18 protein-coding genes are annotated in these 15,808 nt (G+C 65.1%); 10 read left to right on the forward strand and 8 right to left on the reverse strand.

The genetic code is table 11. The features are described from left to right. Positions 1 to 14 precede the first annotated feature (14 nt). On the forward strand, positions 15 to 1,328 hold the full coding sequence (locus tag ACM42_RS06340; RefSeq protein WP_271527091.1) for a tetratricopeptide repeat protein: 1,314 nt from the start codon (positions 15 to 17) through the stop codon (positions 1,326 to 1,328). A 202-nt stretch (positions 1,329 to 1,530) separates the two neighbouring features. Continuing rightward, the gene (locus tag ACM42_RS06345) at positions 1,531 to 2,109 is read left to right on the forward strand and encodes a hypothetical protein (protein ID WP_271527092.1); all 579 of its coding nucleotides are present in this window, start codon (positions 1,531 to 1,533) and stop codon (positions 2,107 to 2,109) included. Between the two features lie 3 nt (positions 2,110 to 2,112). Here the strand turns inward: ACM42_RS06345 and ACM42_RS06350 are convergent, their stop codons facing one another. Continuing rightward, positions 2,113 to 3,690 carry an oleate hydratase gene (locus ACM42_RS06350; RefSeq protein ID WP_271527093.1) on the reverse strand — a complete coding sequence of 526 codons (1,578 nt, stop codon included), beginning with the start codon at positions 3,688 to 3,690 and terminating at the stop codon, positions 2,113 to 2,115. Between the two features lie 76 nt (positions 3,691 to 3,766). Further along, the gene (locus ACM42_RS06355; protein ID WP_271527094.1) at positions 3,767 to 5,593 is read right to left on the reverse strand and encodes an AMP-dependent synthetase/ligase; all 1,827 of its coding nucleotides are present in this window, start codon (positions 5,591 to 5,593) and stop codon (positions 3,767 to 3,769) included. A gap of 111 nt (positions 5,594 to 5,704) precedes the next feature. Here ACM42_RS06355 and ACM42_RS06360 point away from each other — a divergent pair, with 111 nt between their 5' ends. The 3 genes from ACM42_RS06360 (at position 5,705) to ACM42_RS06370 (ending at position 7,358) form a co-directional block, all read left to right on the forward strand. Next, positions 5,705 to 6,052: a DUF3088 domain-containing protein gene (locus ACM42_RS06360; protein ID WP_271527095.1), complete on the forward strand. Its 348-nt coding sequence runs from the start codon at positions 5,705 to 5,707 to the stop codon at positions 6,050 to 6,052. Between the two features lie 257 nt (positions 6,053 to 6,309). After that, positions 6,310 to 6,879 (forward strand): cysteine hydrolase family protein, encoded by a 570-nt coding sequence (locus tag ACM42_RS06365; protein WP_271527096.1) that lies wholly within the window; start codon positions 6,310 to 6,312, stop codon positions 6,877 to 6,879. Positions 6,880 to 7,043: 164 nt separating this feature from the next. Further along, positions 7,044 to 7,358 carry a hypothetical protein gene (locus ACM42_RS06370; RefSeq protein WP_271527097.1) on the forward strand — a complete coding sequence of 105 codons (315 nt, stop codon included), beginning with the start codon at positions 7,044 to 7,046 and terminating at the stop codon, positions 7,356 to 7,358. 33 nt (positions 7,359 to 7,391) lie between these two features. On the opposite strand, the gene ACM42_RS06375 is transcribed toward ACM42_RS06370, so the two are convergent. The 4 genes from ACM42_RS06375 to ACM42_RS06390 form a co-directional block, all read right to left on the reverse strand. Then, positions 7,392 to 8,663 carry a flavin monoamine oxidase family protein gene (locus tag ACM42_RS06375; RefSeq protein WP_271527098.1) on the reverse strand — a complete coding sequence of 424 codons (1,272 nt, stop codon included), beginning with the start codon at positions 8,661 to 8,663 and terminating at the stop codon, positions 7,392 to 7,394. A gap of 7 nt (positions 8,664 to 8,670) precedes the next feature. Further along, positions 8,671 to 9,378: a RibD family protein gene (locus tag ACM42_RS06380; RefSeq protein ID WP_271527099.1), complete on the reverse strand. Its 708-nt coding sequence runs from the start codon at positions 9,376 to 9,378 to the stop codon at positions 8,671 to 8,673. A 19-nt stretch (positions 9,379 to 9,397) separates the two neighbouring features. Further along, the gene (locus tag ACM42_RS06385) at positions 9,398 to 10,075 is read right to left on the reverse strand and encodes an FABP family protein (protein WP_271527100.1); all 678 of its coding nucleotides are present in this window, start codon (positions 10,073 to 10,075) and stop codon (positions 9,398 to 9,400) included. 170 nt (positions 10,076 to 10,245) lie between these two features. Further along, positions 10,246 to 10,485, reverse strand: a complete 240-nt coding sequence (locus tag ACM42_RS06390; protein ID WP_442868895.1) for a hypothetical protein — start codon at positions 10,483 to 10,485, stop codon at positions 10,246 to 10,248. A gap of 304 nt (positions 10,486 to 10,789) precedes the next feature. On the opposite strand from ACM42_RS06390, the gene ACM42_RS06395 reads away from it, so the two are divergent. Genes ACM42_RS06395 through ACM42_RS06410 form a run of 4 tightly spaced genes read left to right on the forward strand, consistent with a single transcriptional unit; the run spans position 10,790 to position 12,955 of the window. Continuing rightward, positions 10,790 to 11,335: a sigma-70 family RNA polymerase sigma factor gene (locus tag ACM42_RS06395; RefSeq protein ID WP_271527451.1), complete on the forward strand. Its 546-nt coding sequence runs from the start codon at positions 10,790 to 10,792 to the stop codon at positions 11,333 to 11,335. Further along, positions 11,332 to 11,973 carry a ChrR family anti-sigma-E factor gene (locus tag ACM42_RS06400; protein WP_271527102.1) on the forward strand — a complete coding sequence of 214 codons (642 nt, stop codon included), beginning with the start codon at positions 11,332 to 11,334 and terminating at the stop codon, positions 11,971 to 11,973. The genes ACM42_RS06395 and ACM42_RS06400 overlap by 4 nt, the downstream gene beginning before the upstream one ends. A gap of 25 nt (positions 11,974 to 11,998) precedes the next feature. Further along, positions 11,999 to 12,637: an RNA polymerase sigma factor gene (locus ACM42_RS06405; RefSeq protein WP_333921319.1), complete on the forward strand. Its 639-nt coding sequence runs from the start codon at positions 11,999 to 12,001 to the stop codon at positions 12,635 to 12,637. Between the two features lie 15 nt (positions 12,638 to 12,652). Further along, positions 12,653 to 12,955, forward strand: coding sequence for a hypothetical protein (locus tag ACM42_RS06410; protein WP_271527103.1), 303 nt, complete (start codon positions 12,653 to 12,655; stop codon positions 12,953 to 12,955). Positions 12,956 to 12,981: 26 nt separating this feature from the next. Here ACM42_RS06410 and ACM42_RS06415 read toward each other — a convergent pair whose 3' ends face one another. Beyond that, entirely contained in the window at positions 12,982 to 13,383 is a 402-nt protein-coding gene (locus tag ACM42_RS06415; RefSeq protein WP_271527104.1) for a DUF2177 family protein, read from the reverse strand. Between the two features lie 128 nt (positions 13,384 to 13,511). Beyond that, on the reverse strand, positions 13,512 to 14,315 hold the full coding sequence (locus tag ACM42_RS06420; RefSeq protein WP_271527453.1) for a DUF1295 domain-containing protein: 804 nt from the start codon (positions 14,313 to 14,315) through the stop codon (positions 13,512 to 13,514). A gap of 175 nt (positions 14,316 to 14,490) precedes the next feature. On the opposite strand from ACM42_RS06420, the gene ACM42_RS06425 reads away from it, so the two are divergent. Beyond that, positions 14,491 to 15,804: an NAD(P)/FAD-dependent oxidoreductase gene (locus tag ACM42_RS06425; protein WP_271527105.1), complete on the forward strand. Its 1,314-nt coding sequence runs from the start codon at positions 14,491 to 14,493 to the stop codon at positions 15,802 to 15,804. Positions 15,805 to 15,808: the final 4 nt, after the last annotated feature.

The following is a 15,808-nucleotide window of genomic DNA, read 5'->3' on the forward strand; positions in this document are numbered from 1 at the left end:
AACGAGAGACGACGATGCCGCTTGAAGACCGCTACGGCCTGCCGCTCTCCACCTCCTCGCATGAGGCAGCAAGCGCCTATCGCGAGGGCATCGACCTCATGCTCGCGGGCTGGACCGGCACGGCGGAGACGCTGGATCGCGCGATCGCGACCGACCCGGATTTCGCACTTCCCCATATCGCCCGCGCCCGCGTGCATGCCTTCTACCAGCAGGGCGATCTCGCGCGGCAGAAGGCGGCGCTCGCGCGCGAGCTGGTGGCGAAGCGCGGCACCGCGCGCGAGCGCTCGCATGTCGAGACGCTGGCGCTCGCGATCGAGGGCCGGCTGCCCGAGGCGATCGCATCGACGCTGAAGCACATCGACGCATGGCCGCGCGACGCCGTGGTACTGTCGCTGCCGCTCGGCGCGTTCGGCCTGTTCGCATTCTCCGGCATGGCCGACCACGATCGCGCCCGGCACGAGCTCTGCGAGCGCGTCGCGCGGCATTATGGTGAGGACTGGTGGTTCCTCACCATGTCCGGCTGGGCGATGACGGAGAATGGCGACGTCGTGCGCGGCCGCGCCGTCACCGAGCGCGGCTTCAATCTGCGCCGGCAGAACGCCCATGCCGCACACGCGGTGCTGCATGCGATGTTCGAGGACGGCTCGATCGATGCAGCCGACCGCCTCGTCGACGAATGGATCCCCACTTACGACCGCGCCGGAATCCTGCACAGCCATATCCGCTGGCACCAGGCGCTCGGCGCGCTCGAGCATGGCGATGCGGCGCGGGCGCTGTCGATCTATGCCGACGTGCTTCAGCCCTCCGCCACGCAGGCGCCGCCGCTCAACGTCGTCACCGACAGCGCCTCGCTGCTCTGGCGCCTGTCGGCCTACGGCCATGCCGTGCCGAAAGCGCTGTGGCGCGAGGCTGATGCTGCCGCGCAAAAGCTGTTTCCGAAGTCGAGCCTGTCCTTTGCCGACGTCCACATGGCGCTGTTCGCGGCCGCCACGCAAAACCGCGAGGCGCTCGCCGCGCGCCTTGGGGCGATCGCGCAGCGGCTCGCTGACGGCAAGCTGCCCGCCGGTCCCGTGGTACCGGCAATCTGCCTCGCGCTCCTGGCTTTCGCCGATGACGATTTCCGGACTTGCGTCCAGATGCTCGCGCCGGTCCTCGGCGAGGTCGTGCGCATCGGCGGCAGCCATGCCCAGCGCGAGCTGATCGAGGACACCTTTATCGTCGCGCTCATGCGCAGCGGTGAGCTGCCCCGCGCCCGCGCCCTGCTGGATGCCCGCCTGCACCGCCGGCCCTCGCTTCGGGATTCGCGCTGGCAGGCGGCGACAGGCTAGCGCCGCCACGAAAAAAACACTGCCCTGATGGCATGTGCCGACCATACGGGTTGGGCAATTTGGGCAAAGCGCCGTCGGGGGTGACGCGGTGGTATTCCAGGCGGGAATTGCGGAGCAAACGGGATCGCAACCAATTTGCGGTTCGATGGTTGTCGGACGGACATTGTCCGCCGCCACGGCCCCCTGGCACACGAGTCCGACGATGCGCCTCTGCCGACCGGTCCTCACCGCCCTGATCATGGTCTTGGCAAGTCCTTGTTTTGCCGAGACTTCTGGACCCATTCCGGTCAACAATCCGCAGCCGCAGCAGAACGCCTTCATCGACCTCCTGGCGCTGATCTCCGGCCACTGCAAGACGTTCAAGGTCGCAGGCCGCACCTATGCTTGCAAGACGGTGGCCTACGCCCATGGCGACAAGGGCCGGGTCAATTTCGCGGTCGCTGTCGACAATCCCTCCGATGACAGCCACGTCGTGTCGTTTTCCGGGGAGAACGGCAAGCGCGCCGACGACAATTCCTACGAGCTGCCGATCGACCGCATGCTGCTGAACTCAAAGGACCGCCCCAGGGTCGACGGCCTGCCGGTGCCGGCCGAGCAGACCTCCACCGGTGTCTGCCGCCAGACCGGCAATTTCGCCGCCAGGAAGGTGAACGACGTCACCTGCTCGGCGACCGACAACCAAGGCCGGAAATACGAGCTCTTGTTCGTCTCCGACGGCACGCCGGTCAGCGTGCGCCGCATCCGCCAGTCGGCGCCGTCGATCCAGGACCCGTTCAAGTAGCCATCACGCAAACGCCTTTTCCAGCGTCGCGAAGATCACGGCGAGCGACTTGTCGTGCCGCGTCACCGGCGGCACCGGGCGATCGATCTTCATGAGCCGATAGACCGCCATCTGCGCCGCACGCACCGAATATTCGACGGTGAACACGACGTCATCGGGGATTTCGACGAACTGGCTGACGAACGCGAGATTGATGGAATTTTCGGGGACCGGCAGCGGCCGGTCGGCCGCCTTGCGCGGCATGAACATGCTGGTGATGTAAGGCATGCGGCAGGGAATGCAGATCGCATCCTCGAACACGGCGGGATCGAAGTTCAGGTGACCGCAGAGCTCCTTCAGGATGTCGGCGCCGCCGCAATCCGACATCGGCTTTGCCACGAAATTGCCGATGCGGTCGGGATGCAGCGCATAGCCCCAGAACACCTGCACGTTCTTCGGCTGGCCCGTGAAATGCGGCTGGTGATAGAGCACGACCGACATCAGCCAGTTGGAGTCCTTGAACGTGACGAGACCGCCGGTGCCGGCCCTGTTGCCAGAGAACGCTTCCATCCGGTCGAAGAACCGTGGATCGCGGCAGGTGACGGTGAAGGACAGCCAGTAGGATTCGGGGATCGAGCTGTTGAACGCGGACGGATTGCCGAATTCGGGACGCCCTTGCGCGATCGTCTCCCACAGTGCCCAGCCCTGGCTGTCGGCCTTGGTCAGGCGCGGCGGCGGCTCGGTCATCGTGCCCAGGCTCGAAGCATCCGTCATCGACCCGTTCTGGAAGAAGACGAGATCGCCGTCGTCGACCCGGACGTTGGCGGTACGGCTGTCGCGGTCGAGCGTGAGCTGGCGCACGCGCATGCGCGCGCCGTCGGCCTCGAACGCCATGTCGGTTACGCGCGTGCCGCGCACGAACTGCACGCCCTGGCGCTTGAGCCAGTCGGCGAGCGGCCGCACGATCGCGTCATACTGATTGTAGACGGTGCGCTTGACGCCGCCGAGCGTCTCGATGCGCGGAAACTCGCTCATGAAGCGGTGCAGATAGCGCTTCAGCTCGACCGCGCTGTGCCAGGGCTGGAAGGCGAAGGTGGTCTGCCACATGTACCAGAAATTGGACTCGAAGAATCCGGGCGACAGCCAGTCGGTGATGCGGCTATTGCCGAGCGTCTCCTCCGAAGCTTCGGTGAGCCGCAGCAGCTCGATCCGGTCGCGCGCGGAGAAGCCCATGTGCGAGACGTCGACCTTGAAGCGGTTGCGGTCGATCAGACGCGCGCGGGAATGCGCCGGGTTCTCTTCGTTGAAGGCGATGGTCTCGTCGCGCACGCTGAGGCCGGGATGTTCGAGCGAGGGAATGCTCGAGAGCAGATCCCAGGTGCATTCGTAATGGTCCGTGGTGAGCATGCGCCCGCCGCGCAGCGAATAGGCGCCGTTCGCGAGCTGCGCGCCGTCGAGGCTGCCGCCGACCAGCGGCAGCGCCTCGTAAATCACGATGTCGCGCCCCGGCAGCTGCGCATCGCGAACGAGGAATGCCGCGCCTGCGAGCGATCCAATGCCGCCGCCGATGAAATAGGCCTTCATGATCTGCCTCGATTGCATTTCGAATGTCGCGGCCACATTGCATCGGGCAGCGGCGGCCGAAGTTGCGCTGGATCAAGGGCGACCGGAGGCGAAATCACGTCGACGTTATCGGCACCGGCTTCTTGGCGTAGATCTGCTCGATCTCGGCGGCGAAGCGGCGCTCGAGCGCGGGACGCTTGTTCTTCAGCGTTGGCGTGAGCAGGCCGCCAGCAATGGTCCACGGATCCAGCGTCCACCATACCGCGCGCGGCGTCGCGTAGGACGGATAGGCCTTCACGGCGGCCGCTATTCTGGCCAGCAGAGCGGCCCGTTCCGCCGCGGCGCCTTGCTTGCCGCTCGCCGCGAGCCTTTCTTTCTCCTGCACCCAGGCTTTTGCGTTCAGCACGACCAACGCGGCGAGGAACGGCCGCTGTTCGCCGATCACCAGTGCCTGCTCGAACAAGGGATCGGCGAGGATGGCGGTCTCCAGATCCACCGGCGCGATCTTCTCGCCGGTCGAAGTGACCAGGATGTCCTTGATGCGGCCGGTGATGGTGATGCGCCCGCTCTCGATGCGGGCCTGATCGCCAGTGTGCAGCCAGCCATCGGCCTGCTTGACCCTGCGCGTCTCCTCCGGCCTGTGCCAGTAGCCGAGCATCACGCTCGGCCCGCGCACGAGCAGTTCGTCGAGCTCGCCGAGCCTGACCTCTATACCGTCCAGGACGCGGCCGACCGAGGACGGATCGTTGTCGTCGGGCGTATTGACGGAAACGACTGGCGAGGTCTCGGTCATGCCGTAGCCCTGAAGGACGTCGAGCCCAAGCGCTAGAAACAGGCGAATGACCGGCTCGGCAATCGGAGCGCCGCCGGAGACCGCAACGCGCAGGCGGCCGCCGAACTGGGCCAGCACCTTGTCGGCGACGAAACGCTTCAGGAGCGGCCAGGCGAGCCGGTCGAACAGCGTCGGCAAGCCCCGCCCCTGCCGCGCATCGAAGCGTCGGCCCCCGACGGCAAGCGCAAGATCGAGCAGCGCGCGTTCTGCGCCGCCGGCCGCCGCGCGATGTTGCATGATGAGGGCGTAGATGCGCTCATAGATGCGCGGCACCGAGACCAGCACCGTCGGCCGTACGATTTTCAGGTCTTCCCCGAGCTGCGAAACCGAGCGCGCATAGGCGACGCAGGCCCCCACCGCGATCGGATAATAATAGCCGCCGGTACGCTCGAAGGTGTGCGAGAGCGGCAGAAAGGACAAGAAGACGTCGTTCGGCACGGCCGCGATGCGCCGCGCGACGGCCTTCACGTTGGCGACGATGTTGCCATGCGACAGCATCACGCCCTTGGGCCGGCCGGTCGTGCCCGAAGTGTAGACGATGGCGGCAAGATCGCCCGGCTCGACCGCGACGTCGGCCAGCGGCGCGCTGGCGCTTCGGGGCTCCGCGAGCCAGCGGTCGAGCGCGACGATAGGAGCATCGGCAGCACTGAGCCCCGCCGCATCCGCGCAGACGATGCGCTTGAGATGGTCGAGCGGCTGGCCAGTGGAGGTGATCGCCTGCCAGCGCGACAACGTATCCACGAACAGCAGTTGCGCACCGGAATCGGCGAGGATGTAGGCGATGCTGTCGGGGTTGTCGACGGCATGCATCGGCACCGGAACGAGCCCGCGCGACAGCGCCGCCTGATCCATCGCGACATGCGGAATGCCGTTCGGCATCAGGATGGCGACGCGCTCGCCGGCCGAAAAGCCCTCAGCCGCCAGCGCCCGCCGCCAGCGTTCGAACTCCGCATCGATTTCCTGCCATGACTGGCTGACCCAGCGTCCGGCAGCGCCGTCAAAATGGCGATAGGCCTCCGCCGCCGGCGTCGCACGGACGCGCCAGCGCAAGAGCTCCGGCAGCGTCGTCACGTCAGCGAGTGACTGCGGTTGACTGATCGGCCCCGGCATGGCGTCCTTTCTTAATCCTATCGATCCCCAACCATTTGGGGCCTCGACACTAGGCCGGCCAGACCGTGCCGCCTTGATCCTCAGCAAGGCGGCCATGCTTCGGAGCGACCCATGACGCGCGACCGCCTGTTTCTGCTGGGTCCCGGCTTCGAGGACCCGACCTTTCCGGGGCGCCGATTCTATTGCTGGCATTGCGCGCTGATCGAGGGCGTGCTGGCCTCGTTTCCGGCGCTCGCCGAGAAGCTCGATGTCGAGCGGATCCCCTGGCCACGACCGCGACAAGCGGTGATCGCGCTGGTCGGCGAGGAGAACCAATCGCTGCCGCTGCTCGTGCTCGCGACTGGGGCGACTTCGCCGCACCAGACCGGCAGCCATCATGGCCGCGCCTTCATCGCCGACAAAGACGCGATCCTCGCCGCGCTTTCCGAGCGTCACGGCTTTCCCGATCCGCATCCATAGAAAGAATTCCCGCAACCCGCGTAGCCGTTCTGATGTCCCGCACGCGGTGCAGCGCGTAGCGCTGCTCCGCAGAGCCGGAGACCCATGCAGCGCAGACGCACCTCGAAACATGGGCCCCGGCTCTGCAACGCGCCGTCGAAGAAACGCTACGCTGCGTCCGGGGCACGGAAACTGTCGCGAAACGAGGGAAGATTGGCATTGCGCTTCCCTGACCGGCTCGCATATTCGCTTCAACGGCCCGCACGAAAGCTCCGATCATGACCGCCTCCCTCCCCGCCCTCATCGTCATCGACGTCCAGCGGGCATTCGACGAATGGGAGGCGGCGGGCAAGCGGCGCAACAATCCGGATGCGGTGACGCGCATCGTCGATCTGCTGAAGGCCTTCAGGGCGAACCGCGCGCCGATCTTCCACATCCGCCACGAAGGCACGAAGCCGGATTCGTCGTTTCTGCCATCGCGTTCCGGCTACGCGGTCAAGGACGAGGCGCGCGAGCAGGACGGCGAGCCGGTGATCGTCAAGCGCGTCAACAGCGCCTTCATCGGCACCGATCTCGAGACGCGCCTGCGCGCAGGCAACATCGCCACGCTCGTCATCTGCGGCGCCACCACAAATCATTGCGTCGACACGACGACGCGGATGGCCGGCAATCTCGGCTTCGATGCGTGCCTGGTGCGCGATGCGACCTGGACGTTCGACCGCATCGGGCCCGACGGCGAGGCGCATTCCGCCGAGGAAATCCACGCAATGACGCTGTCGAATCTCAACGGCGAATTCGCGCGCATCGTCACTACAGACGAGGTGATCGCAACATTCGCGGCGAAGTGATGGCGGCGGCGCGATGAGCGCCGGTGATGCGACAATACATCCCACGACACACGATCATTCGCGTGACGTCGCACATCACGCGCTGCGTCGTTTCGACGCCCGCACTGGCTGGAACGCAGCCGGCACCCATGTGTTGTCATACGACATTCAACTGGAGTGACGACATGAAGTATCTCATTGCCGCGATTGCCCTCGGTGCTGCGGCGTTTGCCGGCGGATCGTCGGCCAACGCGGCGGGCAGCGGAAGCGCCAAGCAGACCGCGCAGGAAAGCCAGTCCACCGACATCAGCGCGCACCGCAGGCACCATCGCTGGCACGGTCACAATCATCATTGGCGGCATCATCACGGCCATTACCGGCCCCATTACAGAAGCTACGGCTACTATCCGCGGCACCAAGGCTATTACGGCGGCGGACCGTACGGCTATTATGGCGGCGGTCCCGGCGTGACGTTCAGCTTCGGCGGCGGACGCTGGTAAGACCAAAGGCCCGCAGAAATGCGGGCCTTTCCGTTATCCCTGCAAGATTCTCTCCGCCGTCTCCAGCCCACTCGCGAGCGCTGCCTCGACCGTGCCCATATCGCGGCCGCGATAGAGCGCTTCACCCGAAAACAGCACGCGCCCGTCGGCACGTGCGAGGATCGCTTGTGCCTCCCGCGTCCGCGGCGTCGCCCACGAATAGGCGCCGCGCGCGAAGCGATCATGCGCCCAGTTGATCGCTGCCGCCGCCACGAGCTCGCGCGCGATGTCATCGCGCGGCAGGCCGAACACGGCGGCGAGCGAGCCGAGCCCGGCATCGACCAGTCCCTGCGGATCGAGGCTTTCCAGCTCCGCCGTGCGCGGGCCGCCGAACCAGCCCGTGAGCACGGGGCGCGGGTCCGGATAGCGCGTCCACCACACCGGGATCGCCTGGTCGGACAAGAGGAAGGTCATGTCCGCGAGATTTTCCTTGCGCTCGTGCCACCATGGCCGCGCGAAGCGCAGCAGGATCTTGATGACGTTACCGAAGCCGATGTCGTCGGCTGCGGCAAGCTTCGCGCGCGCCTCCGCCGGCAGCGCGATCTCGCGCAGCAGCGGCAGCGGCACGGTGAGGATCGCGCGATCACAGGCGTGCACATCACCGCCGGCGCAGCGAACGGTCACCGCGCCGCCCTCCTCCGCGATCGCCGACACGACGCAGCCGAGGCGGATGGTCGCGCCGTGCCTGCGGCAGTCGGCCGCCAGCACATCGATCATGGCGCCGTATCCGCCGTCGATCCGCGCCTGCGGAGCATGTCCGCTATCCATCCATTCCGCGCGCAGCGCCAGCGTGGACGCGCGCTCGGGGTCGGCCGCATCATAACCCTCGACCATCCGTTCGATCGAATGGCGCATCGGCGCATAGTCGTCCCCGGCAAAATGCCGGCGCAGGAAATCGGCGACCACGAGATCGTCCTTCAAGCCCCGCAGCGTGGCTTGAAGCTCTGCCTCATGAAGATCGCGGCGATCCTCGCGCGAGAGCCTCGTCCCGTCAAAGCTCCACTGCTCGCCTTCGATCTCCTGAAGGGCCAGCCCGGCGTCGCGCAGGAGTGCGCGCGTGACCGGCGCCTCGCCATGAACGAATTCAGCGCCGCCATCGGCGGGATAGCCGAACTCCGAGGCCGGCAGCGGATGAATGCGGCCGCCACAGCGCTGGCGTGCCTCCAGGATCGTCACCTTCCGGCCGGCACGCGCCAACTCGCGCGCCGCCATCAGGCCGGCCGCGCCGGCGCCGACAATGACGATGTGCTCGGATGGATCCGACATGCCGCGCTTACCGGCTCGCTGCTTGTGGATCGTTCTTGATCAGATATCGCAGCAGCAGGACGCCGCCGCCGAGCTCGCGCGTGCTCTCCAGCGTCATCGCGGTGATCGGCGCACGCCGGTCGCTGTCCGCCTCTGTCGAGTCGAACACGAAGGGTGCGCCTTTTGCGCCGTCGATTGCCGGGCTGAGAATCAGATTGAATTCGTCGATGAGACCGGCGCGCAGGAACGCGCCGTTGGCGACGCCGCCGCCCTCCACCAGCAGACGCTTCACGCCGAGCTCGCGGGCGAGGATGTCCAGCGTCAGCCCCAGGTCGATCTCGGACTTGCCGGCAAAGATGTAGGACACGCCCTCGCCGCGAAGGCCGGCGAGATACGAATCCGGCACACGCTCGGTCAGCACGACCACGATCGGGTCGCCGCCGATGTCCGAGCGCCCCCAGCCGATCTTGCCCTGTGCATCGAGCACCACGCCATAGGTCTTCGCATCGCGCCGCGCAAACCAGTTCTCGCGCGGGAACGTTGCCTCCGTCGGGGGATAGGGCTTGCCCTTGGCGAACTCCGCCCCGGTGACGCGGCCGATCACCCAGGCATCGCCGCCAAGCTCGTCATGGACCTTCTCGAACCAATCCGTGCCTGCCCCCTTCGGACGCCAGCGGCTCGGATGCGTGCGGCCGTCAAGGCTGGAGTGCATCAGACAGATGACATACGGCTTCATGCAATTCTCCGGATAGCGCTCAGGCGGCGGATCCACCGCCAGCTGCTGCATTCTCTTTGGCGCGATCATTGACGATCACCGCCAGCGGATTGAGCTTTGGCGGCGCGACGAGCTGGAGCGTGTTGGTGTCGCGATGATTGAACGGCGCGCCGCGCACGAACAACTCGGTCTGGATCAGATAGGTCCAGCTGCCGTCATCGTTGAAGTTGATGTCGCAGCGGTAAGCATCGGTGCGGAAGGCCTGTTCCAGGAAGTCGGTCGAGCAGATCCCGTAAGCGGTGTCGCCGCGTTTGGCCGTGACCGCGATTGTCCTGTCATCCGGCCCGGCCTTGCCCGAGGCCAGCAGCACCTGCCCGCGCGGGATCGCCAGCGTCTGCATGATCAGCCCCGTCGCGGGCTCCCACAGCCAATAGCCGACCTGGTCGTGGAAGGTGATGTCTTCCTCGGGCGTGTTGATGTGAATGTGATAGCGCAGACCGTACAGCAGCTGCGGCCCGTTGGCCTGCGGATCGATGGGGTCCATGCGGATGCGCTCGATGAAGGTTCGCCGCTCCGGCCCTTCCGCCTTCGGATTGATGTCGATGCCCTTGTCCGCCTGCCAGGTGCCGGCCAGCCGCCGCAGCGGGCCGAGATTGGCAAGGCCGTCGGGCGACACGTCCTCCGGCTCGGTGAAGATGTCGGCGGGAATGGGGAGCATGGAGGCCTCGCGGGATTGCAGAGGGCCAGCAATATCACAGCCAGGCACGGCGTGAATTCAACTCATGCCCCGACAAGCGCCGGAGGCATTCGAGCCATGCGACGATGCTCGTTGCATCCCGTGCGCCGACGACCCGCGGCGTGGCGCGGCCGCCGGCCCGGAGACTGCCCTCAAGCCGCTTCCGACATTGCTCTCGCGCGCTGCTCGAGCACGCCGATCGTCGACACCAGGTTGTCGCGTCTTGTGCGCAGGTTGAGCGCGAGCAGCGGATAGGTCGGCTGGTTCACGTCGGACACCCTGGCCCGAGCTTCCTCCTCGAGGATGTCGGTGTTCAGGAGCCGAACGCGCCACCACAAATCGGCGATCAATGCATCGAGCCGGAGTTCACCGGCAGCACCAGAACGGGACATTTTCTGCATCACTTGCCTCAACCTGAAACGGCCTACTTGCCGAGACCTTGGCTTGGCTCCTGACTGAGCAAGCGGAGTGCCAGGATGGGGGGATACAGAGCATCCGGTTCGGAACCAACAATTGGGCTTTTCACAGTGATCTGGGGCCTGTTCCCGCTCGTTCTCAGCCTCGGAGATCGCTTGTCGAGGCGCCATGATCGCTGCTATCCGGGCTATAGATGTGCCAATCCGGGCTGAAGCTCGCGTGCCCCGGCGGGGTGAGGCGCGGCTGTCCATTGGTGCGAGCAAAGGGCCGAAGGCAAAGGTGGATTGGGCTGACTTGATCGGGCGCGTCGCCTCTCACGGTGACCGGGCCGCTTTTAAGCGGTTATTCGAGCATTTCGCGCCTCGCATCAAGGGACTGATGCAGAAAGCCGGGTGCAGCCCCGACGAAGCGGAGGAGATCGCCCAAAACACGATGATCGCCGTGTGGCGGAAGGCGAGCCTTTTCGATCCTGCGACAGCGGGCGCGGCGGCCTGGATATTTACGATCGCGCGCAATCTGCGGATCGATTTGTTCCGTCGCAGAGCGCGGGCAGACCGTCTGCATGCCGATCCCGAGCTGTCCGATGCACCAGATCCGGCCGAATCGGCAGATGCCGTCATTTCGCGGGTGCAAGATGCCGCACGGATCGAGTCCGCCATCAAGCAACTCTCGACAGAACAATCCATGGTGGTGAGGCTGTCGTTCATCGAGGAGAGGGCGCACCCTGAAATCGCGAGCCAGCTTGGTATTCCGCTCGGAACGGTCAAGTCGCGGATCAGGCTGGCGATGAACCGGTTGAGAGACATATTGGACGAAGAAGCATGACGATCAGCCACCATCCGCCTGAAGATCTTCTGGCCGATTTCGCGGCTGGCAAGCTGGAAGAGGCCCATCAGCTGGTCGTAGGAGTGCATGTGGCAGGTTGCACGCGGTGCGCCCGCTTTGTGCAGGCCATAGAGCAGCTTGCGGGAGCAGCGCTGGAGGATGTCGAGCCGGTGCCGATCGCGCCAGATGCGTTCGACCGTGTGATGTCACGAATTGACAGCTCTCCGGAAGACGAAGCGGCGCCGCCCCTCTCGTCCGACGCCAATCATGATCTTCCGCCGGCACTGCGAAAGTATCGCATCGGCAAGCGCCGGCGCATCGCGCCGGGTCTAAGCATGCGGCCGATCGAGCTGTCCAGTTCGGGCAAGGCGCGCGCCTTTCTGCTTCGGTCCGCGCCAGGCTCACGCATGCTCGAACACACTCACACCGGCACCGAACTGACCCTCGTGCTCGAGGGCAGCTTCAGTCACGAGGGCGGACGCTTTGGTCCTGGTGATTTCGATTACGGTGATGACGAGATCGAGCATCGTCCCATCGTCGGCGACGAAGGCCCATGCGTCTGCTTGGTCGCGATGACCGGCGACCTGCGCATGAACGGTTTTCTCGGCCGACTGATCGGGCCGTTCGTGCGGCTTTGATTCTCGAGAGTCCTTCCCCTGCAAAGTGATCCGGACCCGTGCCCCGAGCGTTTCGATACAGACGCAAGGGAGACAGGACATGGCCGGTTCAAGCCTGGCGAGTCAGGTGCCGAGCGAGAGGCTGCCCGAATTGCTGGCACGCGTTTCCGCGGGCGAGACACGTGCCTTCGCAGAGCTCCACACGTTGACACGAGATCGGCTGCGCAGGATAGCGCTGGCCGTTGGATCCCCGCCTCACGAGGTCGACGACATCCTCCAGGAAACCTTCCTGAAGATCTGGCGGAAGGCTGACCGGTTCGATCCCGAACGCGCCCCGGCGATGGCCTGGATGGCCGCAATCGTCCGGAATACCGCAATCGATCATCGGCGGACCAGAAGGCAAGCAACTTACGAATTGAACGAAGCGCTTTTGGTTCCGGCGGGAGCCGGCCCGTCATCGAGCGAGGATTTCGACTACGCCAGCGCAGAACCGATTGCGCGCGGGGCGTTGGCTCGTTTGCCGGAAGATCGCCGCAAGCTGGTGGCTCTGGCTTATCTCGAAGGCGAGAGTCGGGCCAGCCTGTCACGACGCTTCGGAGTGCCGGTCGGCACCATCAAGACCTGGCTTCACCGAACCATTCTGGCGGTGCGCAAGGATTGCCTTGCGGCATCGGCCGCGGCCTGAAGCCGGAGAACGCGCATGGCTGCAGAGATCATCGCGTTTCCGGAGCCCGATCGCGGGGACCGGCTCGTCTCTTCGATCGCACGGCTCGAAGCGGTTTTGAGAGATGTCGAACGTGTCGGAGCCGGAGATCCCGGAGCCGGCCTCGATCAGATGCTTGCTGCCATGGAGCGCATGAGCGATCAACTGGTCGATCTCGCCTTCCTCCTGCTCGACGAAGATGCGAAGCTGCAGGCTCAAAGCGCATTCAGATCCTTGTCCGACAAGATCGCCGAAACGAGAGACACGTTCGATCAGCTCGGAGGGCGAAGTTACCCCTAGCTCGGCCTGTCGCGCTTACTCTCCGCTCAGTGTGCCAGCTTCCGAGCGACGAGAAATCCGATCCAGGCACTGACACCGGCGAGAAACGATCCCCAGAAAACATCCGCTAGTGTCAGCCCGGTCGACCAATTCCGCAGGGTCGCCTGATTGGTGAGATCATAGGTCGCATAGCTGAAGCAGCCGAGCATCACGCCGGACGTGAAAGCGCGCAGCGCACTCCCGTCTTGCTGCGCGGGCAGCACGGCGAACCAGATCAAACCGATGGGATACAGCAAGTAGAATGCTGCAGCGGCCGCCAGATTGGGCTCGGCCCGCAACATATCGCCCAGCACCGGCCGGTAAAGCCTTTCAACCATGATCTTCAGCCAGACCATGTCGATCGCAACGAAGGTCAAACCTACCGAAAGATAGGTGAAGAGAAGATTCATGTCCGCGTTCCCGTCCGATTGCATCTGCCCGGCTTGTCGAACCCGGCACCGGATTAACGACCGGCGAGCCACGCCGGATCATATCCGCACACTCACGCCCGCTTGCGTGCAGTCAACACCACCGGCCATCAATGTGCCTGTTTCGGCGGCCACGGGAAGAATGCACTGGTACGTGCCTGATACTCCCGATACCGGTCGCCGCGCGATTGCAGCATCTGCTCCTCGAGCGGGGGTATCCCCGTCACATGCACGAGTATCCAGTACATGATCGCCGGCGCCGCTAGGCTGGCCCACCCCCATGCATATCCGGACGACAACGCGATGATCGGGTAGGCCCACCACCCCAGCCATTCGAAGAAATAGTTCGGATGGCGCGACCAGCGCCAAAGGCCAGCATCGCAGACGAGTCCGGCGTTGGAGGGGCAGAGCTTGAACCGGCGCAATTGCCGGTCCGCCAATGCCTCGCCTGCGACGGCTGCCAGAAGAATGACGGCTCCGGCGTAGTCCTGCAGTCGCAATCCGGGCTCGGGAGCGTGCGCCGCGAGGAAGACGGCGAACGGCAACGGCACTGAGACCAGCGCCTGCGATTGCAGGAAAAGGAACATCCGGCGAGGAGCCGCAGCCCCCCATTGACGCGCATAGTTCGCATATCGTGGATCGTCGATGCCTGCCGCGGCCCGGCGCGCAATGTGCGTCCCTAGGCGCACCGACCAAAGCAGCACGAGGCTCCCGACAAGCACCTGGCGTGCCGACGCCCCGGCATCGAGAGGCCACAGGGCGGCGCCCGCGCCAACGAGGCCGGTCGCGTAGGACCAGATTGCATCCACCCATCCGGAATTTCCGGTGCGCTGCTGAACGACCCAAGCCAGTCCCATCAGGAGACAAAGGGCCAGCGCAATGCCGCCTAATGCCTGAACATGCACCAAAACCATGCCATCACCAGAGTTGACGTCTCCTCGATACGTCCGCTGCAGGAACTGGTTTCGCCTGCGGCGGCGGGCTGGCCGATGATCCGCAAGGTGATCCGCGCCGTCCCGCCGAACGTTTCCCTGCATAACGACCGTTTCAAGTACCGTATTGGCGATATCCAGTTGGGGGCGACAGAGCATGCGTTTGGCCGTGATCGGGACGGGAATTGCCGGCAATGCCGCCGCGTGGCTCCTGTCGAAACGCCATGCGGTGACGTTGTACGAGCGCGAGCTGCGCCCGGGCGGACATAGCCATACCGTTCGCGTCGACTACGATGGCGAGGCCGTTGACGTCGATGTCGGCTTCATCGTGTTCAACGAGGCGAACTATCCGCAATTGACGGCGCTGTTCGCGCGGCTGGGCGTGAGGACCGTCGAGACTTGCATGAGCTTCGCCATGTCCGCCGATCACGGTCGGTTCGAATGGCGGGGTGGCGGCGAGACCTTTCTGCAAACTGTTTGCGGTCTGTTTGCACAACCGCGCAATCTCGGATCGCCATCCTATTTTCGCATGCTGGCCGAGGTCCTGCGCTTCAACAGGCAGAGCGCGGCAGACTTGCGCGCCGGCCGGCTGCACAACCTGACGCTGGGCGAGTATCTGCGCAAGGAATCATTCGGCCCGCGTCTGTTCTCCGATTATCTCGGACCGATGGGGGCGGCCATCTGGTCGTCCTCGTCGGCCGACATTATGTCCTTTCCGGCGGAGAACTTCGTCGCCTTCTTCGACAACCATCGGCTCCTGCATCTGGACCGGCCGCGCTGGCGTACCGTGGACGGGGGCAGCCGGCGCTATGTCGACAAGCTCACCGCTATGTTCAAGGACAACATTCGGCTAGGCTGTGCAGTGACGTCGATCCATCGATCGGAGCATGGCGTGACGGTCCGCGACACTCATGGCGGTGTAGAGACCTACGATGCCGTCGTCATGGCCTGCCATAGCGATCAGGCCCTGGCGGCGCTGCCGGATGCCGACGCCCAGGAAAGGTCCATTCTCGGCGCGATCAGGTATGCCCCGAACACCGTTTATCTGCACCGCGATCGCAATCTCATGCCCAGGCGCCGCCAGGCATGGGCATCCTGGAACTTCCTGCGATGGCCACGACAAACGCCTGTCCAGAACGACGTGGCAGTGACCTATTGGATGAACCGGCTGCAGGGCATAGACGACAGCAAGCCATTGTTCGTCAGTCTCAACCCGCCTTTCGAGCCGGCGGCCCATCTGACATTTGGAAAATTCAGCTTCGCCCATCCGCAATACGACCTGACAGCGTTCGCGGCACAGCGACGGCTCCCCGCAATTCAGGGGCGCCGCCGGACGTGGTTCTGCGGCGCGTGGACCGGCTACGGCTTTCATGAGGACGGCTTGCAGTCAGGCATCTCCGTTGCCGAGGCGCTCGGCGGCGAGGTTCCATGGCGTCGGTCGGCCCCCTTGCTCGTCCAAGCAGCCGAGTAGCACG

It is taken from the genome of Bradyrhizobium sp. CCBAU 25338, assembly GCF_028128965.1.
In the GTDB taxonomy this organism is placed as follows: domain Bacteria; phylum Pseudomonadota; class Alphaproteobacteria; order Rhizobiales; family Xanthobacteraceae; genus Bradyrhizobium; species Bradyrhizobium liaoningense.

Coding starts and splice junctions, on each gene's coding strand:
- ACM42_RS06340 (WP_271527091.1), top strand. CDS start 15: ATGCCGCTTGAAGACCGCTACGGCCTGCCGCTCTCCACCTCCTCGCAT.
- ACM42_RS06345 (WP_271527092.1), top strand. CDS start 1,531: ATGCGCCTCTGCCGACCGGTCCTCACCGCCCTGATCATGGTCTTGGCA.
- ACM42_RS06350 (WP_271527093.1), bottom strand. CDS start 3,690: ATGCAATCGAGGCAGATCATGAAGGCCTATTTCATCGGCGGCGGCATT.
- ACM42_RS06355 (WP_271527094.1), bottom strand. CDS start 5,593: ATGCCGGGGCCGATCAGTCAACCGCAGTCACTCGCTGACGTGACGACG.
- ACM42_RS06360 (WP_271527095.1), top strand. CDS start 5,705: ATGACGCGCGACCGCCTGTTTCTGCTGGGTCCCGGCTTCGAGGACCCG.
- ACM42_RS06365 (WP_271527096.1), top strand. CDS start 6,310: ATGACCGCCTCCCTCCCCGCCCTCATCGTCATCGACGTCCAGCGGGCA.
- ACM42_RS06370 (WP_271527097.1), top strand. CDS start 7,044: ATGAAGTATCTCATTGCCGCGATTGCCCTCGGTGCTGCGGCGTTTGCC.
- ACM42_RS06375 (WP_271527098.1), bottom strand. CDS start 8,663: ATGTCGGATCCATCCGAGCACATCGTCATTGTCGGCGCCGGCGCGGCC.
- ACM42_RS06380 (WP_271527099.1), bottom strand. CDS start 9,378: ATGAAGCCGTATGTCATCTGTCTGATGCACTCCAGCCTTGACGGCCGC.
- ACM42_RS06385 (WP_271527100.1), bottom strand. CDS start 10,075: ATGCTCCCCATTCCCGCCGACATCTTCACCGAGCCGGAGGACGTGTCG.
- ACM42_RS06390 (WP_442868895.1), bottom strand. CDS start 10,485: ATGTCCCGTTCTGGTGCTGCCGGTGAACTCCGGCTCGATGCATTGATC.
- ACM42_RS06400 (WP_271527102.1), top strand. CDS start 11,332: ATGACGATCAGCCACCATCCGCCTGAAGATCTTCTGGCCGATTTCGCG.
- ACM42_RS06410 (WP_271527103.1), top strand. CDS start 12,653: ATGGCTGCAGAGATCATCGCGTTTCCGGAGCCCGATCGCGGGGACCGG.
- ACM42_RS06415 (WP_271527104.1), bottom strand. CDS start 13,383: ATGAATCTTCTCTTCACCTATCTTTCGGTAGGTTTGACCTTCGTTGCG.
- ACM42_RS06420 (WP_271527453.1), bottom strand. CDS start 14,315: ATGGTTTTGGTGCATGTTCAGGCATTAGGCGGCATTGCGCTGGCCCTT.
- ACM42_RS06425 (WP_271527105.1), top strand. CDS start 14,491: ATGCGTTTGGCCGTGATCGGGACGGGAATTGCCGGCAATGCCGCCGCG.